The 21,105-nt window shown below is 61.7% G+C and carries 15 protein-coding genes; 8 read left to right on the top strand and 7 right to left on the bottom strand.

What is annotated here, in order from left to right; all coding sequences use genetic code 11:
• Positions 1–2: 2 nt before the first annotated feature.
• Positions 3–1,157: a DUF3068 domain-containing protein gene (locus MHY24_RS04000; protein WP_239228435.1), complete on the top strand. Its 1,155-nt coding sequence runs from the start codon at positions 3–5 to the stop codon at positions 1,155–1,157.
• Entirely contained in the window at positions 1,147–2,565 is a 1,419-nt protein-coding gene (locus tag MHY24_RS03995) for a hypothetical protein (RefSeq protein WP_239228434.1), read from the top strand. Before MHY24_RS04000 ends, MHY24_RS03995 begins: the two co-directional genes overlap by 11 nt.
• On the opposite strand, the gene MHY24_RS03990 is transcribed toward MHY24_RS03995, so the two are convergent.
• On the bottom strand, positions 2,480–3,589 hold the full coding sequence (locus MHY24_RS03990) for a glycosyltransferase family 4 protein (protein ID WP_239228433.1): 1,110 nt from the start codon (positions 3,587–3,589) through the stop codon (positions 2,480–2,482). The two genes, MHY24_RS03995 and MHY24_RS03990, sit on opposite strands and share 86 nt — an antisense overlap.
• Before the next feature lie 24 nt (positions 3,590–3,613).
• Between MHY24_RS03990 and MHY24_RS03985 the strand changes: the two genes are divergently transcribed.
• Positions 3,614–4,357 carry a class I SAM-dependent methyltransferase gene (locus tag MHY24_RS03985; RefSeq protein WP_239228432.1) on the top strand — a complete coding sequence of 248 codons (744 nt, stop codon included), beginning with the start codon at positions 3,614–3,616 and terminating at the stop codon, positions 4,355–4,357.
• A 44-nt stretch (positions 4,358–4,401) separates the two neighbouring features.
• Here MHY24_RS03985 and MHY24_RS03980 read toward each other — a convergent pair whose 3' ends face one another.
• On the bottom strand, positions 4,402–6,225 hold the full coding sequence (locus MHY24_RS03980) for a phosphoenolpyruvate carboxykinase (GTP) (RefSeq protein WP_239228431.1): 1,824 nt from the start codon (positions 6,223–6,225) through the stop codon (positions 4,402–4,404).
• 349 nt (positions 6,226–6,574) lie between these two features.
• On the opposite strand from MHY24_RS03980, the gene trmB reads away from it, so the two are divergent.
• From trmB to MHY24_RS03955, 5 genes are read left to right on the top strand one after another with little or no spacing between them, the layout of a single operon-like run.
• Positions 6,575–7,351 carry a tRNA (guanosine(46)-N7)-methyltransferase TrmB gene (trmB, locus tag MHY24_RS03975; protein WP_239228430.1) on the top strand — a complete coding sequence of 259 codons (777 nt, stop codon included), beginning with the start codon at positions 6,575–6,577 and terminating at the stop codon, positions 7,349–7,351.
• Positions 7,352–7,945 (top strand): NYN domain-containing protein, encoded by a 594-nt coding sequence (locus MHY24_RS03970; RefSeq protein ID WP_005325427.1) that lies wholly within the window; start codon positions 7,352–7,354, stop codon positions 7,943–7,945.
• A gap of 12 nt (positions 7,946–7,957) precedes the next feature.
• Positions 7,958–10,111, top strand: a complete 2,154-nt coding sequence (locus tag MHY24_RS03965) for an MMPL family transporter (protein ID WP_239228429.1) — start codon at positions 7,958–7,960, stop codon at positions 10,109–10,111.
• Positions 10,112–11,128, top strand: coding sequence for a YbhN family protein (locus MHY24_RS03960; protein WP_239228428.1), 1,017 nt, complete (start codon positions 10,112–10,114; stop codon positions 11,126–11,128).
• Positions 11,125–11,454 (top strand): DUF3054 domain-containing protein, encoded by a 330-nt coding sequence (locus tag MHY24_RS03955; protein ID WP_204610794.1) that lies wholly within the window; start codon positions 11,125–11,127, stop codon positions 11,452–11,454. The genes MHY24_RS03960 and MHY24_RS03955 overlap by 4 nt, the downstream gene beginning before the upstream one ends.
• Positions 11,455–11,642: 188 nt before the next feature.
• On the opposite strand, the gene MHY24_RS03950 is transcribed toward MHY24_RS03955, so the two are convergent.
• The 5 genes from MHY24_RS03950 to MHY24_RS03930 form a co-directional block, all read right to left on the bottom strand.
• Positions 11,643–13,199, bottom strand: a complete 1,557-nt coding sequence (locus MHY24_RS03950; protein ID WP_239228427.1) for an acyl-CoA carboxylase subunit beta — start codon at positions 13,197–13,199, stop codon at positions 11,643–11,645.
• Positions 13,174–17,880: a type I polyketide synthase gene (locus MHY24_RS03945; RefSeq protein ID WP_239228426.1), complete on the bottom strand. Its 4,707-nt coding sequence runs from the start codon at positions 17,878–17,880 to the stop codon at positions 13,174–13,176. The genes MHY24_RS03950 and MHY24_RS03945 overlap by 26 nt, the downstream gene beginning before the upstream one ends.
• Before the next feature lie 79 nt (positions 17,881–17,959).
• Positions 17,960–19,672, bottom strand: a complete 1,713-nt coding sequence (locus MHY24_RS03940) for an AMP-binding protein (RefSeq protein WP_239228425.1) — start codon at positions 19,670–19,672, stop codon at positions 17,960–17,962.
• A gap of 59 nt (positions 19,673–19,731) precedes the next feature.
• The gene (locus tag MHY24_RS03935) at positions 19,732–20,646 is read right to left on the bottom strand and encodes a cutinase family protein (RefSeq protein WP_239228424.1); all 915 of its coding nucleotides are present in this window, start codon (positions 20,644–20,646) and stop codon (positions 19,732–19,734) included.
• 22 nt (positions 20,647–20,668) lie between these two features.
• On the bottom strand, positions 20,669–21,103 hold the full coding sequence (locus tag MHY24_RS03930; protein ID WP_204610789.1) for a hypothetical protein: 435 nt from the start codon (positions 21,101–21,103) through the stop codon (positions 20,669–20,671).
• Positions 21,104–21,105: the final 2 nt, after the last annotated feature.

The following is a 21,105-nucleotide window of genomic DNA, read 5'->3' as shown; positions in this document are numbered from 1 at the left end:
CAATGAAACGCTACCTTTGGCCACGCTCGCCACTGGCGTGGGTTGTCATTGCCGCCGTCATTTTCTTGGTGCTGGGTACCGTGGTGCCGCCGCTGTATAACAATCAGACTCGGCCGCTGGCCTTCGACCAAAACATCAACACCGTCACCGCGCCGTCGGCCGGGGTGTGGATGGAAGCGCCCGAGTTCATCGCCGGGGCCAAAGCCTCTGGCGATAGCAAGGACCCACAGTGCCAAGAAAAGCAGACACCCATGTGGTGCTACCTGCACCACGACCTGCTTACTATCGAGCGCAATACCACCACCTCTGAGGTGGCAGAAGATGATGCGCTCGCTAACTCCGATTCGCTCTCTCGCCTGCTCGCCGGCGATACTCCCCTTGCCCAAATCACCGAGCATTCCGTGTTGAACCGCGAGTCCACCTACCCAGTTGCTGCGCCAAAGGATAAATGGAAGTTTGTGCTACCGGCGCTGGATACCGGCATGGCCCGCACCGACTTCGAGCGCGATGGAATCAACTACTTCTTTCCCTCCGGTACCGAGCAGCGCTCCTATCCGTTTTTCGATCTAGCGACGCAATCCTCCACGGCGGTGGACTTCACCACGACGGAAAAGCTCGACGGTATCCCCACCTATTCTTTCCACCACGATATCCAGCCCATTTCCTTGGCTGATATGCGCAAAAGCATTACCGCCGAGGTCGATACCGGCACCGGCGATAAGCAACTAGCGGCCGAGGATTTCCGCATCTCCGGGTCGGCGAAGCGGTTCTACGACGCCGAGTCGCGCGAGCTCCTTGGCCTAGATGCCACTGACCGGGTCACGGTGGAGCCCTTCTACACCATCGGCCGCGATATCTCCGTCGAGCCCACCACCGGCACCATGGTGGACCTGCGCGAGAACATCAAGATCTTCTTTGCCGCGGACGAAAAGCAAGCCGGCACCATGGTGGCGAATGACGATACAGAAGACCGCTCCATCTTCGCCGCCGATCTGCGCTGGTCCGATGAGACCCGCGCGGAGCGCCTTGATGAGGTACGTCCGGTCATTCGCACCATTCGCGCCTTGATGGTGGTCGGCTGGGCCGGCAAGGCCATCGGCGTTGGTCTATTGCTCTGTGCCGCCTATATGTACATGCGCCGCCACCGTGAAGGCTAGGCGTCTTTTACTCCTCATCTGGGGCACCCTCCTCGTGGCCGCGGTGTGCTGGCCCTTTGCCTTGCCCGGCGAGTTCTTGTGGCGCGATATGGCGTTGCTTGACCATCCGGCGCTTTCCCCTTCTGCCTTTGGTGACGGCAGTTTGCCCGCCCGCAACGCACCGCAGGACGGTTTCCTTGCTCTCGTGGGCGGCGCGTGGGCGGCACGGGTGCTCATTTTTGCCGCCGCCGCGTCCTCCGCGCTCACCGCGGCGCGCTGGGCACGCTCTACAGTCGCCGCGGTGAGCGCGATGGCGGTGGCGGTGGCCAATCCCTTCGTCATCGAGCGTCTCCTGCAGGGCCAGTGGTCGCTTGCAGTGGCTGCGTGGCTGTTGCCGGTCATCGCGTGGGCTGGAAGAAAGCACAGCTGGGTGGCGTGGCTGGCCATGTGGGGAGCATCGCTTACCCCTACGGGCGGGCTCTTTGCCGTGGTGACCGCGGCGGTGACCTGCCGCAAGCGGGTAGCGCTCGGCGGCGTGATTCTGTGCTTGCCGTGGGCCATTCCGGGCATGTTCAACCCCGCCGCGCCCGGCGATACCGCGGCGGCGGTGGCCGCGTTTGGCCCGCGGGCAGAAGACTACGTCGGCACCGCGGGCGCGCTGCTGCGGCTCGGCGGTATCTGGAATGCGGAGGCGGCCATCGGATTCGCCGTGTGCGGCGTCATCGTGGCGATCATCGCCCTGCTCGGGGCGTGGCGGGTTCCCGCACGGTTAAGCGTCCTCGCGGCGATGGGGCTCGGCGGAGCGATGTTCTTCTGGCTGGTTCCCGGTGCTCTGGTGTGGTCCATCGATCACGTACCGGGGGCGGCGCTGCTGCGCGATAGCGGGAAACTGACCATGTTGGCGTTGCCGCTCTATGTGGCCTCACTGGGGGCGCTGCCGAATCTTCCGGCGGCACTGGCCACCATGGCCGCGACCGTGCAGCTGCTGCCCGTTCCGGGACGCCTCGCTGTGCTCGCGCCACGGGATACGGGGGTAGATGAGCAGTTGGTGCGCGCGATTGACGGCCGCGTGGCCTTCTTCCCGGAGCGCGCCAACCTCGTGGAGGTACCCGGCGGCGTGGCCGTCGACCCCTACTCCAAGGCGGTGGCCATGGTGGAATCAGGAGAATTGAGCGTAGACGGGACCGTGGTGGACCAAGCCTCGCCGCACTACCGGGCGGCGCTGCACGCGTGGGAAGAGCACGATATGAACCGGCTGGCCGAGGTCGGCGTCGGTGTGGTCGTGGTGGACGGTGCCATAGCCGCGGAAACCAACGCGCCGCGGCCGCAGGTTCCGTGGGCGCTTACCGCTTTGTGGATGGCGTGTCCGCTACTAGCCCTTGCAGCAATTCCGCGAACTGCTCGCCGGTCTTCTTCCACGAGAAGCTAGCGGCAAAATCCCGCGCGTTGGAGCCGAGGGTGCGGCGAAGGGGGGCGTCGGCAAGCAGCTGCTTGGTGGCCGCCACGAAATCCTCTTCGCGCTCTACCAGAATGCCGGTCCTGCCGTTGATAACGCTGTCACGCAGGCCAAATGTATAGCCAACGGCGGGCACCCCATGTTGGGCCGCCTCCATTACTGCCAAACCCCACCCCTCTTTGCGCGAAGGCATGAGCAAGGCATCGGCGCGGGCGAGCAGGGCGTGCTTATAGTCCTCGGTCACCTGGCCGCGAAAGCGCACGCGATCGCTTACCCCATGCTCCTCGGCATAGGCACGCAGGTTAGCTTCCCACCAGCCGGAGCCGATGACGTCCAAGACCGCGCCCGGGGTCTGCGCCACCGTATCCATGGCATGCTCGATCTGCTTATGTGGCACTAGGCGCGAAAGCGTGACTAGATGCACCTCGGCCTCTCGTTCCAGGGAAGGAACGTGATCAGGGACCGGGTCCAGGCCATTGGCGATGATGTGCGCGCCCTTAATGCCCAGCGCCTCTAAATCCTCGCGGGAGGCCTCAGACACGGTGACATAGGGAGCGCCGCGATACACACGCGGGGCCACCCGGGACTCAAGGAACCAACCGAGCCGGCCGAGGAGAGGGCCCGCCACCGGCCATTGTTCGCGGTGGCAATGGTGGGTAAGCAGCACCGTCGGCGCGCCAGACACCAGACGGGCGAAGAAAGGGATGCCGTTTTGGGTATCGATTACCGCATCCACGCCGCGCAGATCTCCCAGCCCCAGGCGGCCGGCCAGCATCGCCGCCCAGGCACGCGGATACACGCCGAATTTGGCGCCGCCGCGGCTATAGCGCACGCCGTCGCGCACCTCCCGGCGCGCGGCATTCATGTGCTTGGAGGTGCGAAAGACCACCTCGTGGCCTTGGGACGCCAGGTACCCGCCCACGCGCTCCAAGTAGCGCTCCGAGCCACCGCCTTGCGGGTGGGTGGAATCGCGCCAGCATAGTAAAAGAATCTTCATCGTGAGGTATTAGCCTAGTGGGTTATGAGACATACCCGTGAGATGGCCACGCTGCGCCGCTCCTTTCAGCTGCTGCGTTCCTTCCGCTTTGAGCAGACGCGCCCGGAGATTTTCTACGGCGGGCTCGCGGAGGATACGACCGCGCTGGTGGATAGCCTCGGCCGCGACTTGGGCGTGCAGCTTTTCGGAGCACGGGTGCTCGATGTCGGCGGCGGACCGGGCTATTTTGCGGACGCCTTTTCCCGGCGCGGCGCCCGCTATGTGGGATTGGAGCCAGATGCCGGCGAGATGTCTGCGGCCGGCATCCATTTAAGCAATTCCGTGCGTGGCGATGGCACCAACCTGCCCTTTGCCGATAATTCCTTTGACGTGGTCTATTCCTCCAACGTGGCCGAGCACATCCCCAATCCCTGGGATATGGGCGAGGAGATGCTGCGCGTAACCCGCCCCGGCGGACTTACCATCCTGAGCTACACGGTGTGGCTCGGCCCCTTTGGCGGCCACGAGACCGGCCTGTGGGAGCACTACATTGGGGGTGGCTTTGCCCGCGATCGCTATACCCGCCACCACGGCCATCCGCCCAAAAATGTCTTTGGCACTTCGCTTTTCGACGTCCCCTGCTCCGCCGGCCTTGCCTGGGCCCAGCGCACCGGCGCGCTCCAACTCGCCTTCCCCCGCTATCACCCCAGCTGGGCTTGGTGGCTCACCCGTGTGCCAGGGGTGCGGGAATTCGCGGTTTCTAACTTGACGCTAGTGCTGCAAAAATAGCACCCAACAACAGTGCTGTCGCTGGGTGCTATTGAGCTTAGAGCTTAAGAGGCGTTCTCTACACGCTCCTTCAGGGCGTGGAACTGGTCCCACACCTCGGACGGCACGCGGGAGCCCAAGAAGTTGAGGTAGCTGGCGTTATCCTGCATATCGCCTTCCCAATCCTTCGGGTTGACGGCGAGAGCGGCGCGAACATCCTCGATATCGAAGTCGATGCCCTCGAGGTCGATATCCTCGGCGCGGGCGGTGTGGCCCACGACGGTTTCCTCGGCCTCAACGTTGCCCTCAATGCGGTCAATGATCCACTTGAGCACGCGGGAGTTCTCGCCGAAGCCCGGCCACAGGAAGCGGCCGTCATCGCCACGGCGGAACCAGTTAACCAGGAAGATAGACGGCATGCGGTCGCCGCCCTTTTCACCCATATCGATCCAGTGCTGCAGGTAGTCACCGGCGTTGTAACCAATGAACGGCAGCATAGCCATCGGGTCGTGGCGCAGGGTGCCGACGCTACCTTCTGCGGCAGCGGTCTGGCCGGAAGCCAGCAGAGCGCCGATCATGGTGCCATGGTTCCAGTCAAAGGCCTGGGTTACCAGCGGGACGGTGGTCTTGCGGCGGCCGCCGAAGAGGATGGCGTCGATCTTCACGCCCTGCCAGTCGTCATACTCTGGTGCGGCGCTCGGGCACTGGGAAATCGGGACGCAGTAACGAGAATTCGGGTGCGCAGCCTTAGTGGAGGAGGACGGAGTCCAATCCTGACCGGTCCAGTCGATGAGGTGCTCTGGCGCCTCCTTGGACATCTCCTCCCACCAGACATCGCCGTCGTCGGTAAGCGCAACGTTGGTGAAGATGGTGTTGCCCGGCTCCATGGTCTGCATGGCAATCGGGTTGGAACCGTAGTTGGTGCCAGGGGCCACGCCGAAGAAACCATTTTCCGGGTTGACTGCGTAAAGGCCGTCCTCGCGCAGGTGCAGCCAGGCAATATCGTCACCGACGACCTCAGCCTTCCAGCCCGGAATGGTCGGCGTAATCATGGCCAGGTTGGTCTTGCCGCATGCCGAAGGGAAGGCGGCCGCAACGTGGTACTTCTTACCCTCTGGGTTGGTGAGCTTCAGGATGAGCATGTGCTCAGCCATCCAGCCTTCTTCCTTAGCCATGACAGAAGCGATGCGCAGCGCGTAGCACTTCTTCGCCAGGATGGCGTTGCCGCCGTAGCCGGAACCGTAGGACCAGATTTCCTTGGTCTCTGGGAACTGGGTGATGTACTTGGTGTCATTGCATGGCCACGCCACATCTTCCTGGCCTGCCTCTAGCGGGGCACCCACGGAGTGCAGGGCGTGGACGAAATCGCCGTCGGTACCAATCTTGTCCAAGGCTTCCGCACCCATACGGGTCATGATGCGCATGGAGAGCACCACATAGGCGGAGTCAGTCAGCTGCACGCCCAGCTTTGGTTCCGGATCGCTAATAGGGCCCATGCAGAAGGGAACCACGTACATGGTGCGGCCCTTCATGGAACCACGGAATGCCTCCGTCATTTCTTCCTTCATCGCAGCTGGCGGCGCCCAGTTATTGGTCGGGCCGGCGCCTTCTTCATTCTCGGTACAGATGAAGGTGCGGGATTCCACACGGGCAACGTCGGAAGGATTGGAGCGAGCCAGGTAGGAATTAGGGCGTTTTTCCTCATTCAGCTTGATAAGCGTGCCCTTTTCCACCAGCTCTGCGGCCAAACGGTCAGCCTCGTCCTGGGAGCCGTCTACAAAGACCACCTGGTCCGGCTGGAAAAGCTCAACGTTCTCGCTGATCCAGCCGATAAGCTTTTCGTTTTTAGTCGGCAGCTCTCCGACGAGCCCTGGGATAGTGGCGGTCATTAGTAATTCTCCTGAGGGTGGGTGTGAAAATTGGGGAAATAAAGCCCCAACTGTGCCTTCCACCTCAAGATTAACGTGCTTGTCCGAATAATTTGCGTAGATTTTGTCACACCGGTTATATCCACCGCGTTTACCAGAACTTCACCAAGCGCAACCACAGATACTGTGTTAAAAATCGCCTTTTTCCATCCCCCTGTCTGGGGGTCTATTCCCCTCCCTAGCGGCAACCAAAACGATAATCTTCCACCCCCAACCGGGCCCACTGGTTATACCAGGATTGGCTTCGCCACACGTGACCCACGGCGCGGCGTATTGCTTGGCAAGGCTAAGCAGGGAAAAATAGGCCGCAATGAATAGCACAGATAACTCTCAAAACACCCGCGCTGGAGAAATGCCTCCAGGGCGCCCGCCACAGACCGACTTCAATGCCGTATTCGACAACGAGCTTGACTACCCACGCCTAGGCAACGTCACCTTCCGCCGCGGCACGCTGACCGAAAATCAGCATGAGCTTTTTGAAAAGCGCTGGCCAGAACTAGGCCGCACGCTAGAAGACGAGGTCATTGACCTCGATGCCTGGTTTGGCCGCAGCGGGGCAAAGACCATCGTGGAAATCGGATCCGGTACCGGTACCTCTACCGCCGCCATGGCGCCGAAGGAGGCCGATACCAATATCATCGCCGTCGAGCTCTACAAGCCGGGCCTGGCCAAGCTACTGGGCCAGATCGAGCGCGAGGGTATCGACAATATCCGCATGATTCGCGGCGATGGCATCGAGGTCATGGTGCGCATGTTTGCGCCGGAATCCCTTGATGGCATCCGCGTTTTCTTCCCGGATCCCTGGCCAAAGGCCCGCCACCACAAGCGCCGCATCATCCAGTCGGGTACACTCAACCTTTTTGCTTCCCGCCTGAAGAAGGGCGGCGTGCTGCACGTTGCTACCGACCATGCCGGTTACGCCGAGTGGATCGATGAGCTTGTGGACGTAGAGCCGAGCCTGGATTACAAGGGCTGGCCGTGGCCAGAGTGCCCGCAGTTGGTGGACCGTCAGGTCATCACCAAGTTTGAGGGCAAGGGCCTAGATAAAGAACACGTCATCACGGAGTATCTCTGGGAGAAGAAATAAATGAGCACCTACCTACTTGTCTGGGATGCGCCCAATATGGACATGGGCTTAGGCTCCCTGCTCGGCGGCCGCCCCACCGCCGCACACCGCCCGCGCTTCGACGCCATCGGCCGCTGGCTGGTACACCTTGCCCAGGACGTTGATGCGGAACCGCGCGCCGATGTCTTTACTAATGTCACCCCGGGCGGCGCCGATGTCATCCGCCCATGGGTAGAAGCCATCCGCAACGTGGGCTTCGGCGTTTTTGCCAAACCCAAGATCCACGAAGACGATGACGTGGATCCGGATATGCTCGACCACATCGAAAGCCTGCGTGAGGATCTGGCCGGCGTGATTGTTGCCTCCGCCGATGGCCAGAATTTCCAGGAACCTTTGGAAGAGCTCATTGCGGAAGGCCTTCCGGTGACGGTCCTCGGTTTCCACGAGCATGCTGCGTGGGCCGTAGGCCACGCAGATATCAATTTTGTGGACCTGGAAGATATCGAGGGTGTATTCCGCGAGCCGCTACCGCGCGTGAACCTGGATAACCTGCCGGAGGGTGGTGCATGGCTGCAGCCATTCCGTCCCCTGGCTGCGCTGCTTAATAACCGCTAGGAGGCTGGCCCAATGTTTGAAAAATGGGGACGCTTTTCCTATGCGCACCGCCGGCTCATCCCCGCCATCATCGTCGCCGCCATCCTTGCGCTCTTCATCGGCTTTGGCTTGCAGCTCGAAGACCGCATGAGCCAGGAGGGCTGGGAAGATCCCAATGCGGCGTCGACAAGCGCGGCCCAGATCGAGCAGGAAGCATTCGGCCGCGATAACTCCGGCGATGTCATCTTGCTCTACCACTCCCCCGACGAGAACTTCGACGCCGCAAAGCAGCACTTGGCGCAGTTGAAATCGGAGTATCCGGACCAGATTGACTCGGTGACCAGCTACTTCGACACGAAGAACCCGAACCTGGTCAATGCTGATCATTCGCTGGCCTTCGCCGCCATCGGGCTGAAAGGCGATGACGAGCAGACGCTGAAAGATTTCCGCGCCATCGAGGGCGCGCTTACGGACACCACCGCACCGGTGGAGATTGCGGGTGCCACCGCGGTTGCTGATGCCCTGGATGAGGGAATGTCCCACGATATCTCCCGCGCCGAAAAGGCCGCCCTTCCACTGGTAGGCATCCTCCTCCTGGTGGTCTTTGGTTCCGTCGTTGCGGCCTGCATGCCGCTGGTGGTCGGCGGTCTCTCCATCTTGGGTTCTTTGGGCATCCTGTCCATCCTGGCCAGCTTCTCGCAGGTCAATGTCTTTGCCCAGGCCGTCGTCACCCTGCTGGGGCTCGGCCTCGCCATCGATTATGGCCTCTTTATGGTTTCGCGCTTCCGCGAGGAGCTGGACAAGGGCCGCTCCACCGAGGAGGCCGTGGCCACCACCACCGCAACCGCCGGGCAAACCGTGGTTTTCTCCGCGGCCATGGTCGCCGTTGCGCTTTCCGGCCTCTTCCTCTTCCCCCAGGCCTTCCTGAAGTCCGTGGCCTATGGCTCCATTTCTGCGGTCGGCTTGGCCGCGCTCCTTTCCGTCACCGTGCTGCCGTCCATTTTTGGCATGCTCGGCCCCAAGATCGATACCTGGTCCGTGCGCCGTACCTCGCGAACGGCTCGCACCATTCAGGACACCTGGTGGTATAAGCTTCCGCGCTGGGCCATGCGCCATGCCCGCGGGCTGACCATCGCCGTGTGCGGCCTGCTCATCGCGCTTACCCTGCCTATCATGAGCATCACCTTCGGTGGCATCAACGAGTCCTACCTGCCACCCGACCAGGACACTCGCGTGGCACAGGATAAATTCAACGAGGAGTTCCCCGCCTTCCGCACGGAGCCGGTCAAGCTCGTGGTGGAAAATGCCTCGAACCAGCAGCTTGTCGACGTCGTCATGCAGGTCCGCGGCCTCGACGGCCTCACCGATCCCATGGCGCCGACGACCGCCACCAAGGACGGCACGACCGTCCTTTCCGCCGGCATTGAAGACCGCGATGATTACGCGAAGATCGTGCACGAGCTGGAAAAGGTCAAGGCCCCTGAGGGCGTGAACCTCTACGTGGGCGGTACTCCCGCCATGGAGGTGGAGTCCCTCGATGCGCTCTTCCACACGCTGCCGTGGATGGCGCTCTACGTGGTGCTGGCTACATTCCTGCTCATGGCTCTGGTCTTCGGCTCCTTTGTACTGCCGCTCAAGGCCATTGTGATGACGTTGCTGACCTTGGGCGCAACGCTGGGCATCCTGACGTTAATGTTCGTTGCCGGCTTGGGATCGGACATCCTCAACTTCACGCCCGGCCCGCTCATGAGCCCGATTTTGGTACTCATTATCGCCATTGTCTACGGCCTGTCCACCGATTACGAGGTCTTTTTGGTCTCCCGCATGGTGGAGGCCCGCCGACGCGGCGCTTCCACCGAAGAGTCCATTGCGGCCGGCACCGCACATACCGGCGGCATTATTACCGCGGCGGCGCTCATCATGATCGTGGTCTCCGGCGCGTTCGGCTTCTCCGATATCGTGATGATGAAATACATTGCCTACGGCATGATTTTTGCCCTGCTTATCGACGCCACCATTGTCCGCATGCTCCTCGTCCCGGCCGTCATGCACTTGCTGCGCGAGGATAACTGGTGGGCCCCTAGCTGGCTGCGCCACGCCACCACCACCTTGACCGGCGGTGCGACCCACCGCGGCAAGACTGTTCCCTTCACTGAGCTCAAACAACGCCTCGAAGGGGGTAAGTAAGTGAAGAATTGGCTGCGCCTTATCGCCTCGCTCATCGTCCTGCTGGTCTTGGTTTATGTCTTCCGCGATGAGCTGGACTTCCTGCGCGAAGGCTTCTCGCGGCTTTCTCATTCCAATCCGGCCGCGATAGCACTGGTGATCATCGCCTCCATCGTGGCGGTACTCGCCATGGGCGAGGTCATGCGCCTGCTCATTCGCGCCGGTGGCGTCAAGGTACCGGCCTCAGAAACCGCAGCACTGACGTTGGCCGCTAATGCCTGGTCCACCACTCTTCCGGCCGGCCCAGCCTTTTCCGCCATCCTCACCTTCTACGTGCAGCGCACGTGGGGCGCGTCCGTCATGCTGTGTGGCTGGTTCTTCGTGCTGTCTTCTGCCATTTCCACGATGTGGCTCGTGCTCATCGGCTTGGGCGGCGTGCTCTTCCTCAACGCGGATATGGCGCTCTGGTCCCTCATTGGCACCCTAGTGCTCATGCTGGCGCTTTCTGGCGGCCTGTTCTGGCTGACCAATCATCCGGATACCATCATGCGCTGGCTCAACCGCCAAAAGCTCATTAAGGGCTCCAAGCGCGAAGCCCTCTTGGACCAGGTCAAGAATCTGGAGGAAGTTCACCTTACCCGCCGCCAATTCGGTTGGGTGTCCTTCTACTCTTTGGCCAACCGCCTGATCGACATGGTCTCGCTATGGGGCTGCGTGTGGGCCGTTACCGGCCACCTGCCCGCCCTGCACGCTGGCGAGGACACCACGACGATGGCCGGCGTGGCGCTGGCCTATCTCACCGCTAAGCTTGCCGGCTCTGCTCAGGTCACGCCGGCCGGCCTCGGAACGGTGGAAGCCGCCATCATCGCCACTCTGGTGGCCACGGGCATGACCGCGGTGGACGCTACCGGCGCGGCCATCATCTACCGCCTCATCTCCTTTGCCTTGATCACCATCATTGGCTGGGTAATCTACTTCTGGCACTATGCCCGCAAGGGCATTACCTACGCCGCCTTGAACCGAAAGGAAAACGCATGAGAATCGCCCCCATTATCGATATCATCGCCCTGATGCTCTTCGCCGTGGCTGCCCGCCTCGCCCACGGCGGTTTGAGCTTTTCCACCTGGGTAGATGCCTTTTGGCCCTGGGCCGTAGGCGCGCTTATCGGCTGGGTCATCATCCTCGCTACCAAGGTCCAGGGCAAGTGGAAGGAGGGCGGCATCGTCTGGCTGAGCACCGTCGTGGGCGGCATGGCCCTGTGGATGCTCGTCAACGGCCGCCTGCCGCACTGGAGCTTCCTCATCGTAGCGACGGTGATGTCAGCGCTATTTTTCTTTGGCTGGCGGCTTTTCGCCCGCAAATAAAAAAGAAGGAGGGTTCAACCCTCCTTCTTTTTGCTCCACTTACTTGGAACTTACCTGAATGCCTGCCTGATTCAGAATATCGACCACGAAACCAATGATCTCGCTGACGATGTCCACAGCGCTAGACAGAATCATAGATAACTCCTTCACTAGGATTAGCTCTTTATATGCTATCCAAGCACAAGGCATTACATCGGGGCAATAGTGTGCTTCTTCGGCAGATCGCTTTCCTGCTTGGTGGCCAGCTGGCGCAATGCCTGACGGAGCGCCAACCGGGACTGATTCGGCTGAATCATAGCGTCTAGATAACCACGCTCGGCCGCAACATAAGGAGCGGTCATGGTCTCATCGTAGAAGTCCATGAACATCTTCTTGGTCATCTCACGCTGCTCAGGGGTCTCGGCTGCCTCGAGCTGCTTGCCCGCGATCATCACCACGGCAGCGGCCGCGCCCATCACTGCGATCTGCGCGGTCGGCCACGCTAGGTTGATATCACCGGTCAGGTTCTTCGAGCCCATCACGGCATAGGCACCGCCGTAGGCCTTGCGCACGATGAGCGAGACCTTCGGCACGGTGGCTTCCACCACGGCGAAGGCGAACTTGGCGCCGCGGTGAATAAGACCCACCTTCTCCTGCTCCACGCCCGGCAGATAGCCCGGGGTATCCACTACGAAGACCAGCGGAATATTGTAGGCGTCGCAGATGCGGATAAAGCGCGCGCCCTTATCGGCGGCGTCGGCATCAATGCAGCCCGCAAGGTGCATGGGGTTATTGGCCACAAAGCCAACGGTCTTGCCATCGATGCGGCCGAAGGCGGTGATCATATTGGGCGCGAAGTTCTCTTGAATCTCAATGAGGTCCTCGTCATCGCCCAACTGGGTCAACAAGTCCATCATGTCGTAGCCAGCATTGGTGTCATCCGGCATGAAGGCATTGAGCTCTTCGTCTTCGGCCACTTCGGCGTCGGAAGGCGCAGCGAACTCCGGTGACTCATCAAAGCAGGTCAGCGGCAGGTGGTCGAGGAGATCGCGGACCATATCAAAGGCGTCATCCTCGGAAGGGACGACCGCCGAGACGTTACCGTTGAGCTCCTGCTGGCGAGCACCGCCCAGCTCGGCGGAGGTAATATCCTCACCGGTAACCTCACGGATGACGTTCGGGCCGGTGACGTACATTTCCGCTTCCTCGTCCACGGCAATGACAAAGTCCGTGGTCACGGGAGCATAGACGGCGCCACCGGCGGACTTGCCCATCATGATGGAAATCTGCGGGCTGCGGCCGGACAGCGGAAGCTGGCGGCGGGCGATCTCGGAGTACATGGCCAACGAAGTCACCGCATCCTGGATGCGGGCGCCGCCGGAATCCTGGATACCGATAACCGGGCAGCCAATCTTGATGGCCATGTCCATGACCTCGGTGACCTTCTTACCAAAGGTCACGCCGACAGAGCCGCCGTACACGGTCTTATCGTGGGCATAGATACACACAGGGCGGCCGGAGATGCGGCCATAACCGGTGACCACGCCATCGGAATAAATGGCGTCAGGGTCACCCGGGGTCTTGCCCAAGGAGCCGGTTTCGACGAAGGAACCCTCATCTAGCAATTCATTGATGCGTTGACGAGGCGTGGTGCGCCCAGCCTCGTCGCGGCGCTTGCGGGAGCGCTCACTGCCTGGGTCCTGCGCCTTGTCCAGACGCTCGCGCAGGTCAGCGAGTTTCTCAGCGGTTGTCTGCTTGGCCGCCACGTATCTTCTCCTCGATCCATTCGTTCATATGCTTGCCCACGATGCCGATGGCCGGCTCGTCCGGCACTGCAAGGTGATCGCCTTGCAGCTGCACAATTTCTAGATCCTTAACGATAACTCCCCAACCGCCGTCGGGGTCAATCTCAGCGTAGCGCGGCTCCAGCTCAATCGCACCGTCGTGCATGCGCTCGGAACGGAAAAGCAGTACCGGCACGGTGACATCGGCCCAGCGATGGAAGTCGATCTTGGCCAGAATCTGGTTATCCACGAAGGAAGCGCGCTGGTGCTCCAGTACGCCGGCGGCAAGGCCGTGCTCGGAGGCGTCGGTAGTAGCGAGGAACTCCGCCAACATGGTCATGAGCGCATCTTCGCCCATGGTCTCAAGCATCTCGTACGGTGGCTCAAAATCCAGGCCGTAGGTCTTCTTCGCAAAGGCCGCGTAGCGCTCCCACCGAGCACGGGTTTCTTCCGGGGTATCCGGCGCTGGGTTCGACGGCTGGGTGGTATCCAGCAGCGCGATGAACGCCACGTCCGCCGAATCCTGGCCGCGCTGGGTGCGCTGATGCAGCTGGTAGGCCACCTCGTAGGCCAGCGCGCCACCGAAGGACCACCCGCCGAGCACGACCTTGCGGCCGCGCGCGTAGTGCAAGATGTCCTCGATATAAGCCTCGGCGCGCTCCTCCAGCGAGCCTTCGATGCGCTCTACGCCGTAGACTGCCACGTCCTCGGGCAGGCGGCGGGTCAGTGGCTGGTAGACCACAGTTGTGCCGCCGGCTGGGTGGAACATGAATACGGCAGGACCATCAGCCTCGCGTAGGACGCGGATATTGCCTTCTACCTCAGTCTCCAGTCCTTCGCGGACGAGGTCGGCCAACGTCTCTAGGGCCTCGGCCTCGTGGACCTGCTGGGCGGTGACCTCGATGCCGGCGCGCTCGGTGAGGCGCTCGGCGATCTGGGCCGCTACCTCGTCGCTCACCTCAGGCAGCGCCGAGGTAACGCCCGCCGCTGCCTTTCCCGTGAAGGTGGCCCAGGTACCAAAGACCATGCGCTCCGAGGCATCGCGCGGGGCAACGCCGACGCCCTGGCCGGGCTCGTCTTCTTCTGGTGCAGGCGTATCCGCAGAAGCAATGTCGCTGGTATCCACGCTGCCGCCAGCGACGGCCTCTTCCACCATGGCAATGACGTCTGCCAAAGAGGCGTCGCGAAGCGCCTGCACCTGCAGCTGCGGAATCTGGAAGTCATTTTCCACGCGGTTCTTAATGCGCATGCCCATCAGGGAATCCAGGCCCAAGTCAATGAGCGGCAGCTCGCGCGGCAGGTCAGAGACGTCGTAGCCCATGGATTCCGACACGATGAGTGCGAGGCGATCCTCCACGGTTTCCTCCGCGGGATCCCAGCGCACGGCATCAACCTCTGCGGTTGCCGCAGGCTCGCTTTCAGGCACATCGGCCACGCCCGGGATGGGCGCCGCGCCCAAGTCCAAGGCGGAGGCAAAGCCTTCCGCCAAGAGCTCCGTCTGCGCGCCACGGACGGCGTAGACGGCTACGGACATACCACCGATGGACTGGCTTACCACCGTGGTGACCTCACCGCGCGGTGGCAGGTCGGCGTGCTCCTCGGTGGCGATGATGCGCGCCCCAGGCTGAACGGCCTCGGCCGCGGCCTCCACGATGGCCAGCGCGGATGGCGCCTGATCCGCATTGGTGGAGAAGGCCACCTTGCCCTCTGGCAGGTTGACGCGTGCGCCCGGCAGGCCGGAAACGCCGGCCGACGGACGGGCGTTGGTCCAGAAGCGCTGGCGGTTGAACTGGGTATAGGGTGCCTCCACGCGCGCACCAGAGCCAAAGACCGCGCCAAAATCTACCGGCATGCCGGCGACATAGAGCTTGCTGAGCAGGTCCAACAACGACTCGGTGGGATCTACCTTGCGCTTCAACGCATACAGCAGCTGCGCATCGGCCTTGCCCACGGCGAAGGCGGTGGACATGAGGCCCATCAGCGCCACCGGGTTCGGCGAGATTTCTACCAGCTGGGTGTGGCCGGCGTTGAAGGCTGCCTCGGTGGCATCCTGCAAATAGACCGAGTGGCGGGTCATGCGCAGCCAATAGTCCTCATCGTGGACGGTGGTACCAGGGCGATAAACCTCGCCCTTATCCACGGAGGAAAACAGCGGGGTGTGCAGCGGCTTGGCCTCCATGCCGGCGATGGCTGCATGCAGCTCGCCCAGGATGGGGTCCACGGCCGAGGTATGCCCTGCGGCCTTCACATTGAGTGCACGGGCGAACTTGCCCTCGCCGTCGAGCTTTTCCACCAGGTCCAGCACCTCTTGGCGCGGGCCGCCCACGGTGGTCATTCCGGGGCCGGTGTACACGGCGGGTTCGATGTTTCCGTCGAGCGCGGCAATATCCTCGGCCGAGAGCTCTACGACGGCCATGGCTCCTTGCTCGGCATCGCTTAGCGACGCCTCACCCTCACCCATCAACCGCGCGCGATGGCAGGCAATAACCATGGCGTCCTCTGCGGAGATGCCGCCTGCAGCATAGGCCGCGGCAATTTCGCCCATGGACATGCCCATTACGCCGGCCGGGCGCACGCCAAAGGAAGCGAGCAGGTCCGTCAACGCAATCTGAATGGCGGTAATGGCCACCTGGGCGGTCTCGGTGTCATAGGTTTGGGCATCATCGTTGACGATATCCAAGATGGACCAGCCGGACTCAAAGTCCACGATGGCATCCAGCTCTTCCAAGCGGGCCTTGAACTGCGGCGAGAGCGCAATCATGTCCTTCGCCATCTTGCGGTGCTGGGATCCGAAACCGGAGTAAACAAATACGGGCCCCGGGACCTGCGGGGAATCCGCAGCGGCGATGCCAACGGAAACCTTGCCCTCAGCTACCTGGCGCAGGCGCTTGACCGCTTCCTCGGTGGAGCTAGCCATCACGACGGCGCGGGAACGGGAGTGGTTGCGGCGGGCGACGGTGCGGGCGACGTCGACAAGCGCGGGCTTTTCCGCCTCAATGAAGTCTGCCAGCAAGGCCGCAGCGCGTGCCCGGCGCGAAGGCAAGAGGCCAGAGACCGGCAACGCCACCGTTTCGGTGGAAAGCTGGGGCGCGCGTTTGGCCGGGGCGCCGCGATAATCGGTGAGCACGACGTGCGCATTGGTGCCACCGAAACCAAAGCCAGACACACCAGCGACCTTGCGCCCGGAGTATTCGGGCCACTCGCGCGGATCCTCCACTACCTCGAGATGCTCGGCCTCGAAATCGATATAGCGATTCGGCGCCGAGTAATTGATATTCGCCGGAATCACGTCATTGCGCATGGCCTGGATGACCTTGATGAGGCCGACCACGCCCGCGGCGGATTCAGAGTGGCCGATATTGGTCTTGGCAGAGCCGAGCAAAATAGGAGTTTCGACCCCGCGGCCCGCACCGAGCACGCGGCCCAGGGCAGAGGCCTCGATCGGATCGCCCAAAATGGTGCCGGTGCCGTGGGCTTCGATATAGTCCACGTCCTGCGGATTTACGCCCGCATCAGCATAGGCGCGACGCAGCACATCCTCCTGTGCCTCCGGGTTCGGGGCGGTCAGGCCATTAGAGTGGCCATCGGAGTTGACGGCCGAGCCCTTGATGACGGCCAGGATATCGTCGCCGTCCGCTTCCGCGTCCTCCAAGCGCTTGAGCACGAGGACGCCGGCGGCGTCGGCACGCACGATGCCATCGGCGTCGTCAGAAAAGGCGTGAATGGCGCTCGTGGGAGAGGTAACGCCCAACTCCGAGAACGCCGTGGACGCATGCGGGGCGGCCAGAATATTCACGCCGCCTGCCAGCGCCACGTCCGCGCTCCCCGTGCGCAAATCCTTCATCGCCTGGTTCACCGCCACGAGGGAGGAGGAGCAAGCCGTATCCACGTTGATGGAAGGGCCGCGGAAATCCAGGGCGTAGGAAATGCGATTAGCCACCACGGCGGAAGAAATGCCGGTCAGCGCATACGGGTGCATCTCGGCGGAATCGGCACCGATGAGCATGCCGTAGTCATTATTGGTCGATCCCATATACACGCCGGTCTGCGTGCCACGCAGCTCATTGGCGGGAACACCAGCGTTTTCTAGCGCTTCCCACACCAGCTCCAACAGGATGCGCTGCTGGGGATCCATGTTGGCGGCCTCTAGCGGGGACAGGCCAAAAAATTCCGCATCAAAGGACGCGATGTCTTCGATATAGCCGCCGTCGGTATTTTGCTGGGCGATCTTCTCGCTCATGACCGGATCAGCGGAGTACTCGGACCACCGGCCTACTGGCAACGGGCCGGTGCCTGCGCGGGATTCCGCCAACATAGACCAGAACTCTTGGGCATTCTTAGCACCCGGGAAGCGGCCGGAAAGACCAATGACCGCAACGTCAGATCCCTGCGCGATCCGCGGCGCGTGCTCTTCCGGCTGGGGCGCCGCCGGTGCGTTCAGCAGGCGGTCCGCCAGCAGCTCGATGGTGGGATACTCATATGCCACGGTGGCATCGAGGCGGGTGCCCAGAAGGTTTTCCAGCTCGCCGGATAGCACTACAGCATCCCGCGAGGAGAGGCCATAATTTTCCAAAGGCTTGGAATCTAGGATCTCTTCGGCGGAAACACCGGTGGCCTGGGCGACCCAGTCACGCAGCCATGCTCGCAGTTGCTCGATGGTCATAAAAAGGTCTTTCGTTACGGAAAAATACTAAATGGCGTAGGGGTATATCGCTATATTTTGTCACTTTGTTAGCGATATATCAGAATCCCACATAATTCTTCTTGGCTACGCGGCGCGCAATCTTGCCGGAGGACGTGCGGTTGATTTCGCCAGGTGCCTTCCACACGATGTCATCCGGAGTAATGCCATGGTGGGCAGTGACCGCGGTGCGAATGGCCTCGGTTGCCTCGGCATCGCCGGACGGCTGCGCATCATCGGCGCGCTCCACCAGCAGGACGAGGGACTCAGAATCATTGCCTTCCACGGAAAAGGCTGCAACGGAATCCGGGCGAACCTGTGCGGAAGCTGCTTGCACCGTGCCCTCAATATCCTGCGGATAATGGTTGCGCCCAGCAATGACGATGAGATCCTTCAGGCGGCCCGTAATGTACAGCTCACCATCCACGATGGTTGCCAAGTCTCCGGTGGCCATCCAGTAATCGTCTTCCGGCAGGCCATCCTGCAGGCGCTCACCCAGCGTATTGCGGAAGGTCGCAGCAGTTTCCTCTGGGCGGTTGAGGTAGCCGGTGGCCATATTGGGACCGTGGACCCAGATTTCTCCGATAACGCCGTCCTTCACCTCGGTGCGAGTTTCCGGATCCACAATGGCGAGGTGCTGGTGCGGCACGCACTGTCCATTGGAGGCGTAGGCAACGGTATCTTCGGATTTATCCTCAATGACGGCGCGACCTGCGGCCAGCTCCGCGCGGTTAAAGTGCGCGATGACCGGGCGCTTGTCAGTTTGCGGGGTAGACACAATAAGTGCTGCCTCTGCCAGACCATAGGCCGGGCGCAGTACGGAACGGTCCACGCTGAAGGCATCGAGGAAGGAGTCCACGGCCGATTCCGTCACCGGCTCGGAACCAATAATGATGCCGGCCACGTGCGAGAAATCTGCATCCTCGGCATGGCGAGCGGCAAGTTCCAAGGCAAAGTTCGGGATAGCGGTATAGGTGGCCTGTTTGCCGGCCGTCACGCGCCGGACCCAGCGATCCGGGTGCTGGATGAAATCGCGCGGGGTCATCACCTCGAAGTCGAGGCCCAAGATGGTGACAAATACGGCCAGGATGATGCCCATATCGTGGTGCATCGGCAGCCAAGAAACGATGCGGGCCGGCATCTGCAGCTGCAGGGCCTGGAAAATCTGCGCCACGTTGGTAATAATCGCGCGATTGGTGAGCTCCACGCCGGCCGGGGTGCGGGTGGAACCGGAGGTGTACTGCAGGAAGGCAGTGTCCTCTGCGGTTCCTTCCACAGGAGTCCAGGAGGAAGCCAAAGAATCCGGCAGGACATCAAGGGAGATGATGCGCGGGCGCTCACGTTGAGCGGAAAAGTACGTGCGCACTGCCGCCGCCGATACGCGGTTAGTTACCACGATGGACGGTTCACAGTCACCAAATACGGCCTTGAGGTGGTCCGAGTGGCCCGGTTCGTTGGGGTCATATAGCGGAATCGGCACCATGCCCGCATAAAGAGCACCCAAGAAGCCGAAGACGTATTCCGGTGAATTACCTGCCAAGATGGCCACGCGGGTACCGGGCTCTGCCACCTGCTGCAGGCGCGCCGCCACCACCTTGATGCGGTTATTGACCTGTGCGCGGGTAAGCTCCCGGCAGGTTTCTTCCTCACCGTAGATCCACTGGCGCATGACCACGCGGTCTGGGTCGGTTTCCGCTTGGAAGAGCTTCTCTGCCAACTGGGCCAAGGTGAACTCGGGTGCTAAGAACTGCCCCATCTGCGCTTTTAGATCCATCGATTCTCCTTAGGTAAATGGTTTCGTTAATAAAACTATCGGAGTTGGGGGAATGGTTGTTACGCGGCGTCGATAAGCTGGCGGGCCCAGCCCACTACCCACTGGTTGGCAGTCGTGCCATCGATAACGCCACTATTTGAGGCGTACTGCGCATGCACGCCATTCGCGGCAATCAAACCCTGCGCGCGCTCTAGTGCATTGGTGACGTTTGGCGGGGCATCACACACCGAATCATTGGGCGCGCAAATTTGGAAGGTGCGATCCGCGAGGCTACCGAACCCATTCTGGCGCGCACCACGCATGGAAGCACCCGGCACGATGGGCTGCACCAATCCGGATACGGGCTGAAGGGCAATTTCTGCACCGACGCCACCCACCTTGCGGCCTGGGTTTTGCCCGACGCCATTTTGGCGGCGGCCGTCTGCGATAAGGGCCACGCCTGCGATGTTTTCCGCCGGAACCACGCCCTGGCCGCCACCAATCTCATCGGCAACGTCGCCAGCAATCACCGCACCCTGAGAAAAGCCGCTCAGAATGAACTTGGTAGCCGGGCAGCTTTGATGAACGCTACGCAGCTCGTCATTCATCTTGGCGGTTCCCTCAGTGCGGGAATCGTCGTAGCTCATCTCGTGCTGCGCATTAATATTTTTGAATTGCGCGGTATAGGGAAGGGTCCAGACCTTCACGTCGTCCCCGTAGGCCTCCTGCAACGGCTTCGTAATAGACAGCATGAACGAGCGCGGGTTGGCAGAAGGATTAATGGGGTCGTCGTCAGCCGCGGACTCCCAAGTACCCGGGGCAGAAATGAACTCAACACGGGGGCACCACTCGGGCTGCTGCGGTTGCGGCGGCGCTGCCTGCTCCGTGGTATGCGGAGCCGGGGAATCAGTGCCTTGGTTGAAGTAACGCGACGCGCCCACGCCAATGACAGCTAATACGACGAGGGCCGCGACAACGGTAATAGTTTTTCGCATGGATTAGTTGTACCAGGTAAACCTAGCAAATCCCTGAACGTGCAGAATCCTTGATGAGCTGGGAAAGCTCCTCAAAACTCTGCGTGGTGCGCTGCTGCTCGATGAGCTGGCCGGCAACTGCAGAAATGGTGACCTCATTCTCGTCGCAGGCCGCTTTGCCGGCTCCAAGGAGCTGATCCTCTACGCCATCGACGTTAACGCCGGCGTCCTTGAGCTTGTCCAAGTACTTGGCCTCTGGTTCCGGCACCTCAGCGGACGGGATTTCAGAGATCTCGCGCGCACCGCGGTCTTCTTGCGACTTAGAGGTGGCACTCTCCGAAGAAGAGGAAGGGGCCTCGGACTCGCGCTCGAGGGGCGCGACCTCGGTCTCTTGCGGCGGTTCGCTATCCACCGTGGCGGAATCGCAGCCCGCAAGACCCAAGCACAGCGCCGCGCCCACAACTACTAGCTTGCGCATAG

The organism is Corynebacterium sp. ACRPQ (assembly GCF_022347225.1).
Lineage (GTDB): Bacteria > Actinomycetota > Actinomycetes > Mycobacteriales > Mycobacteriaceae > Corynebacterium > Corynebacterium tuberculostearicum_D.
This window is presented reverse-complemented; position numbering and strand designations above follow the sequence as displayed.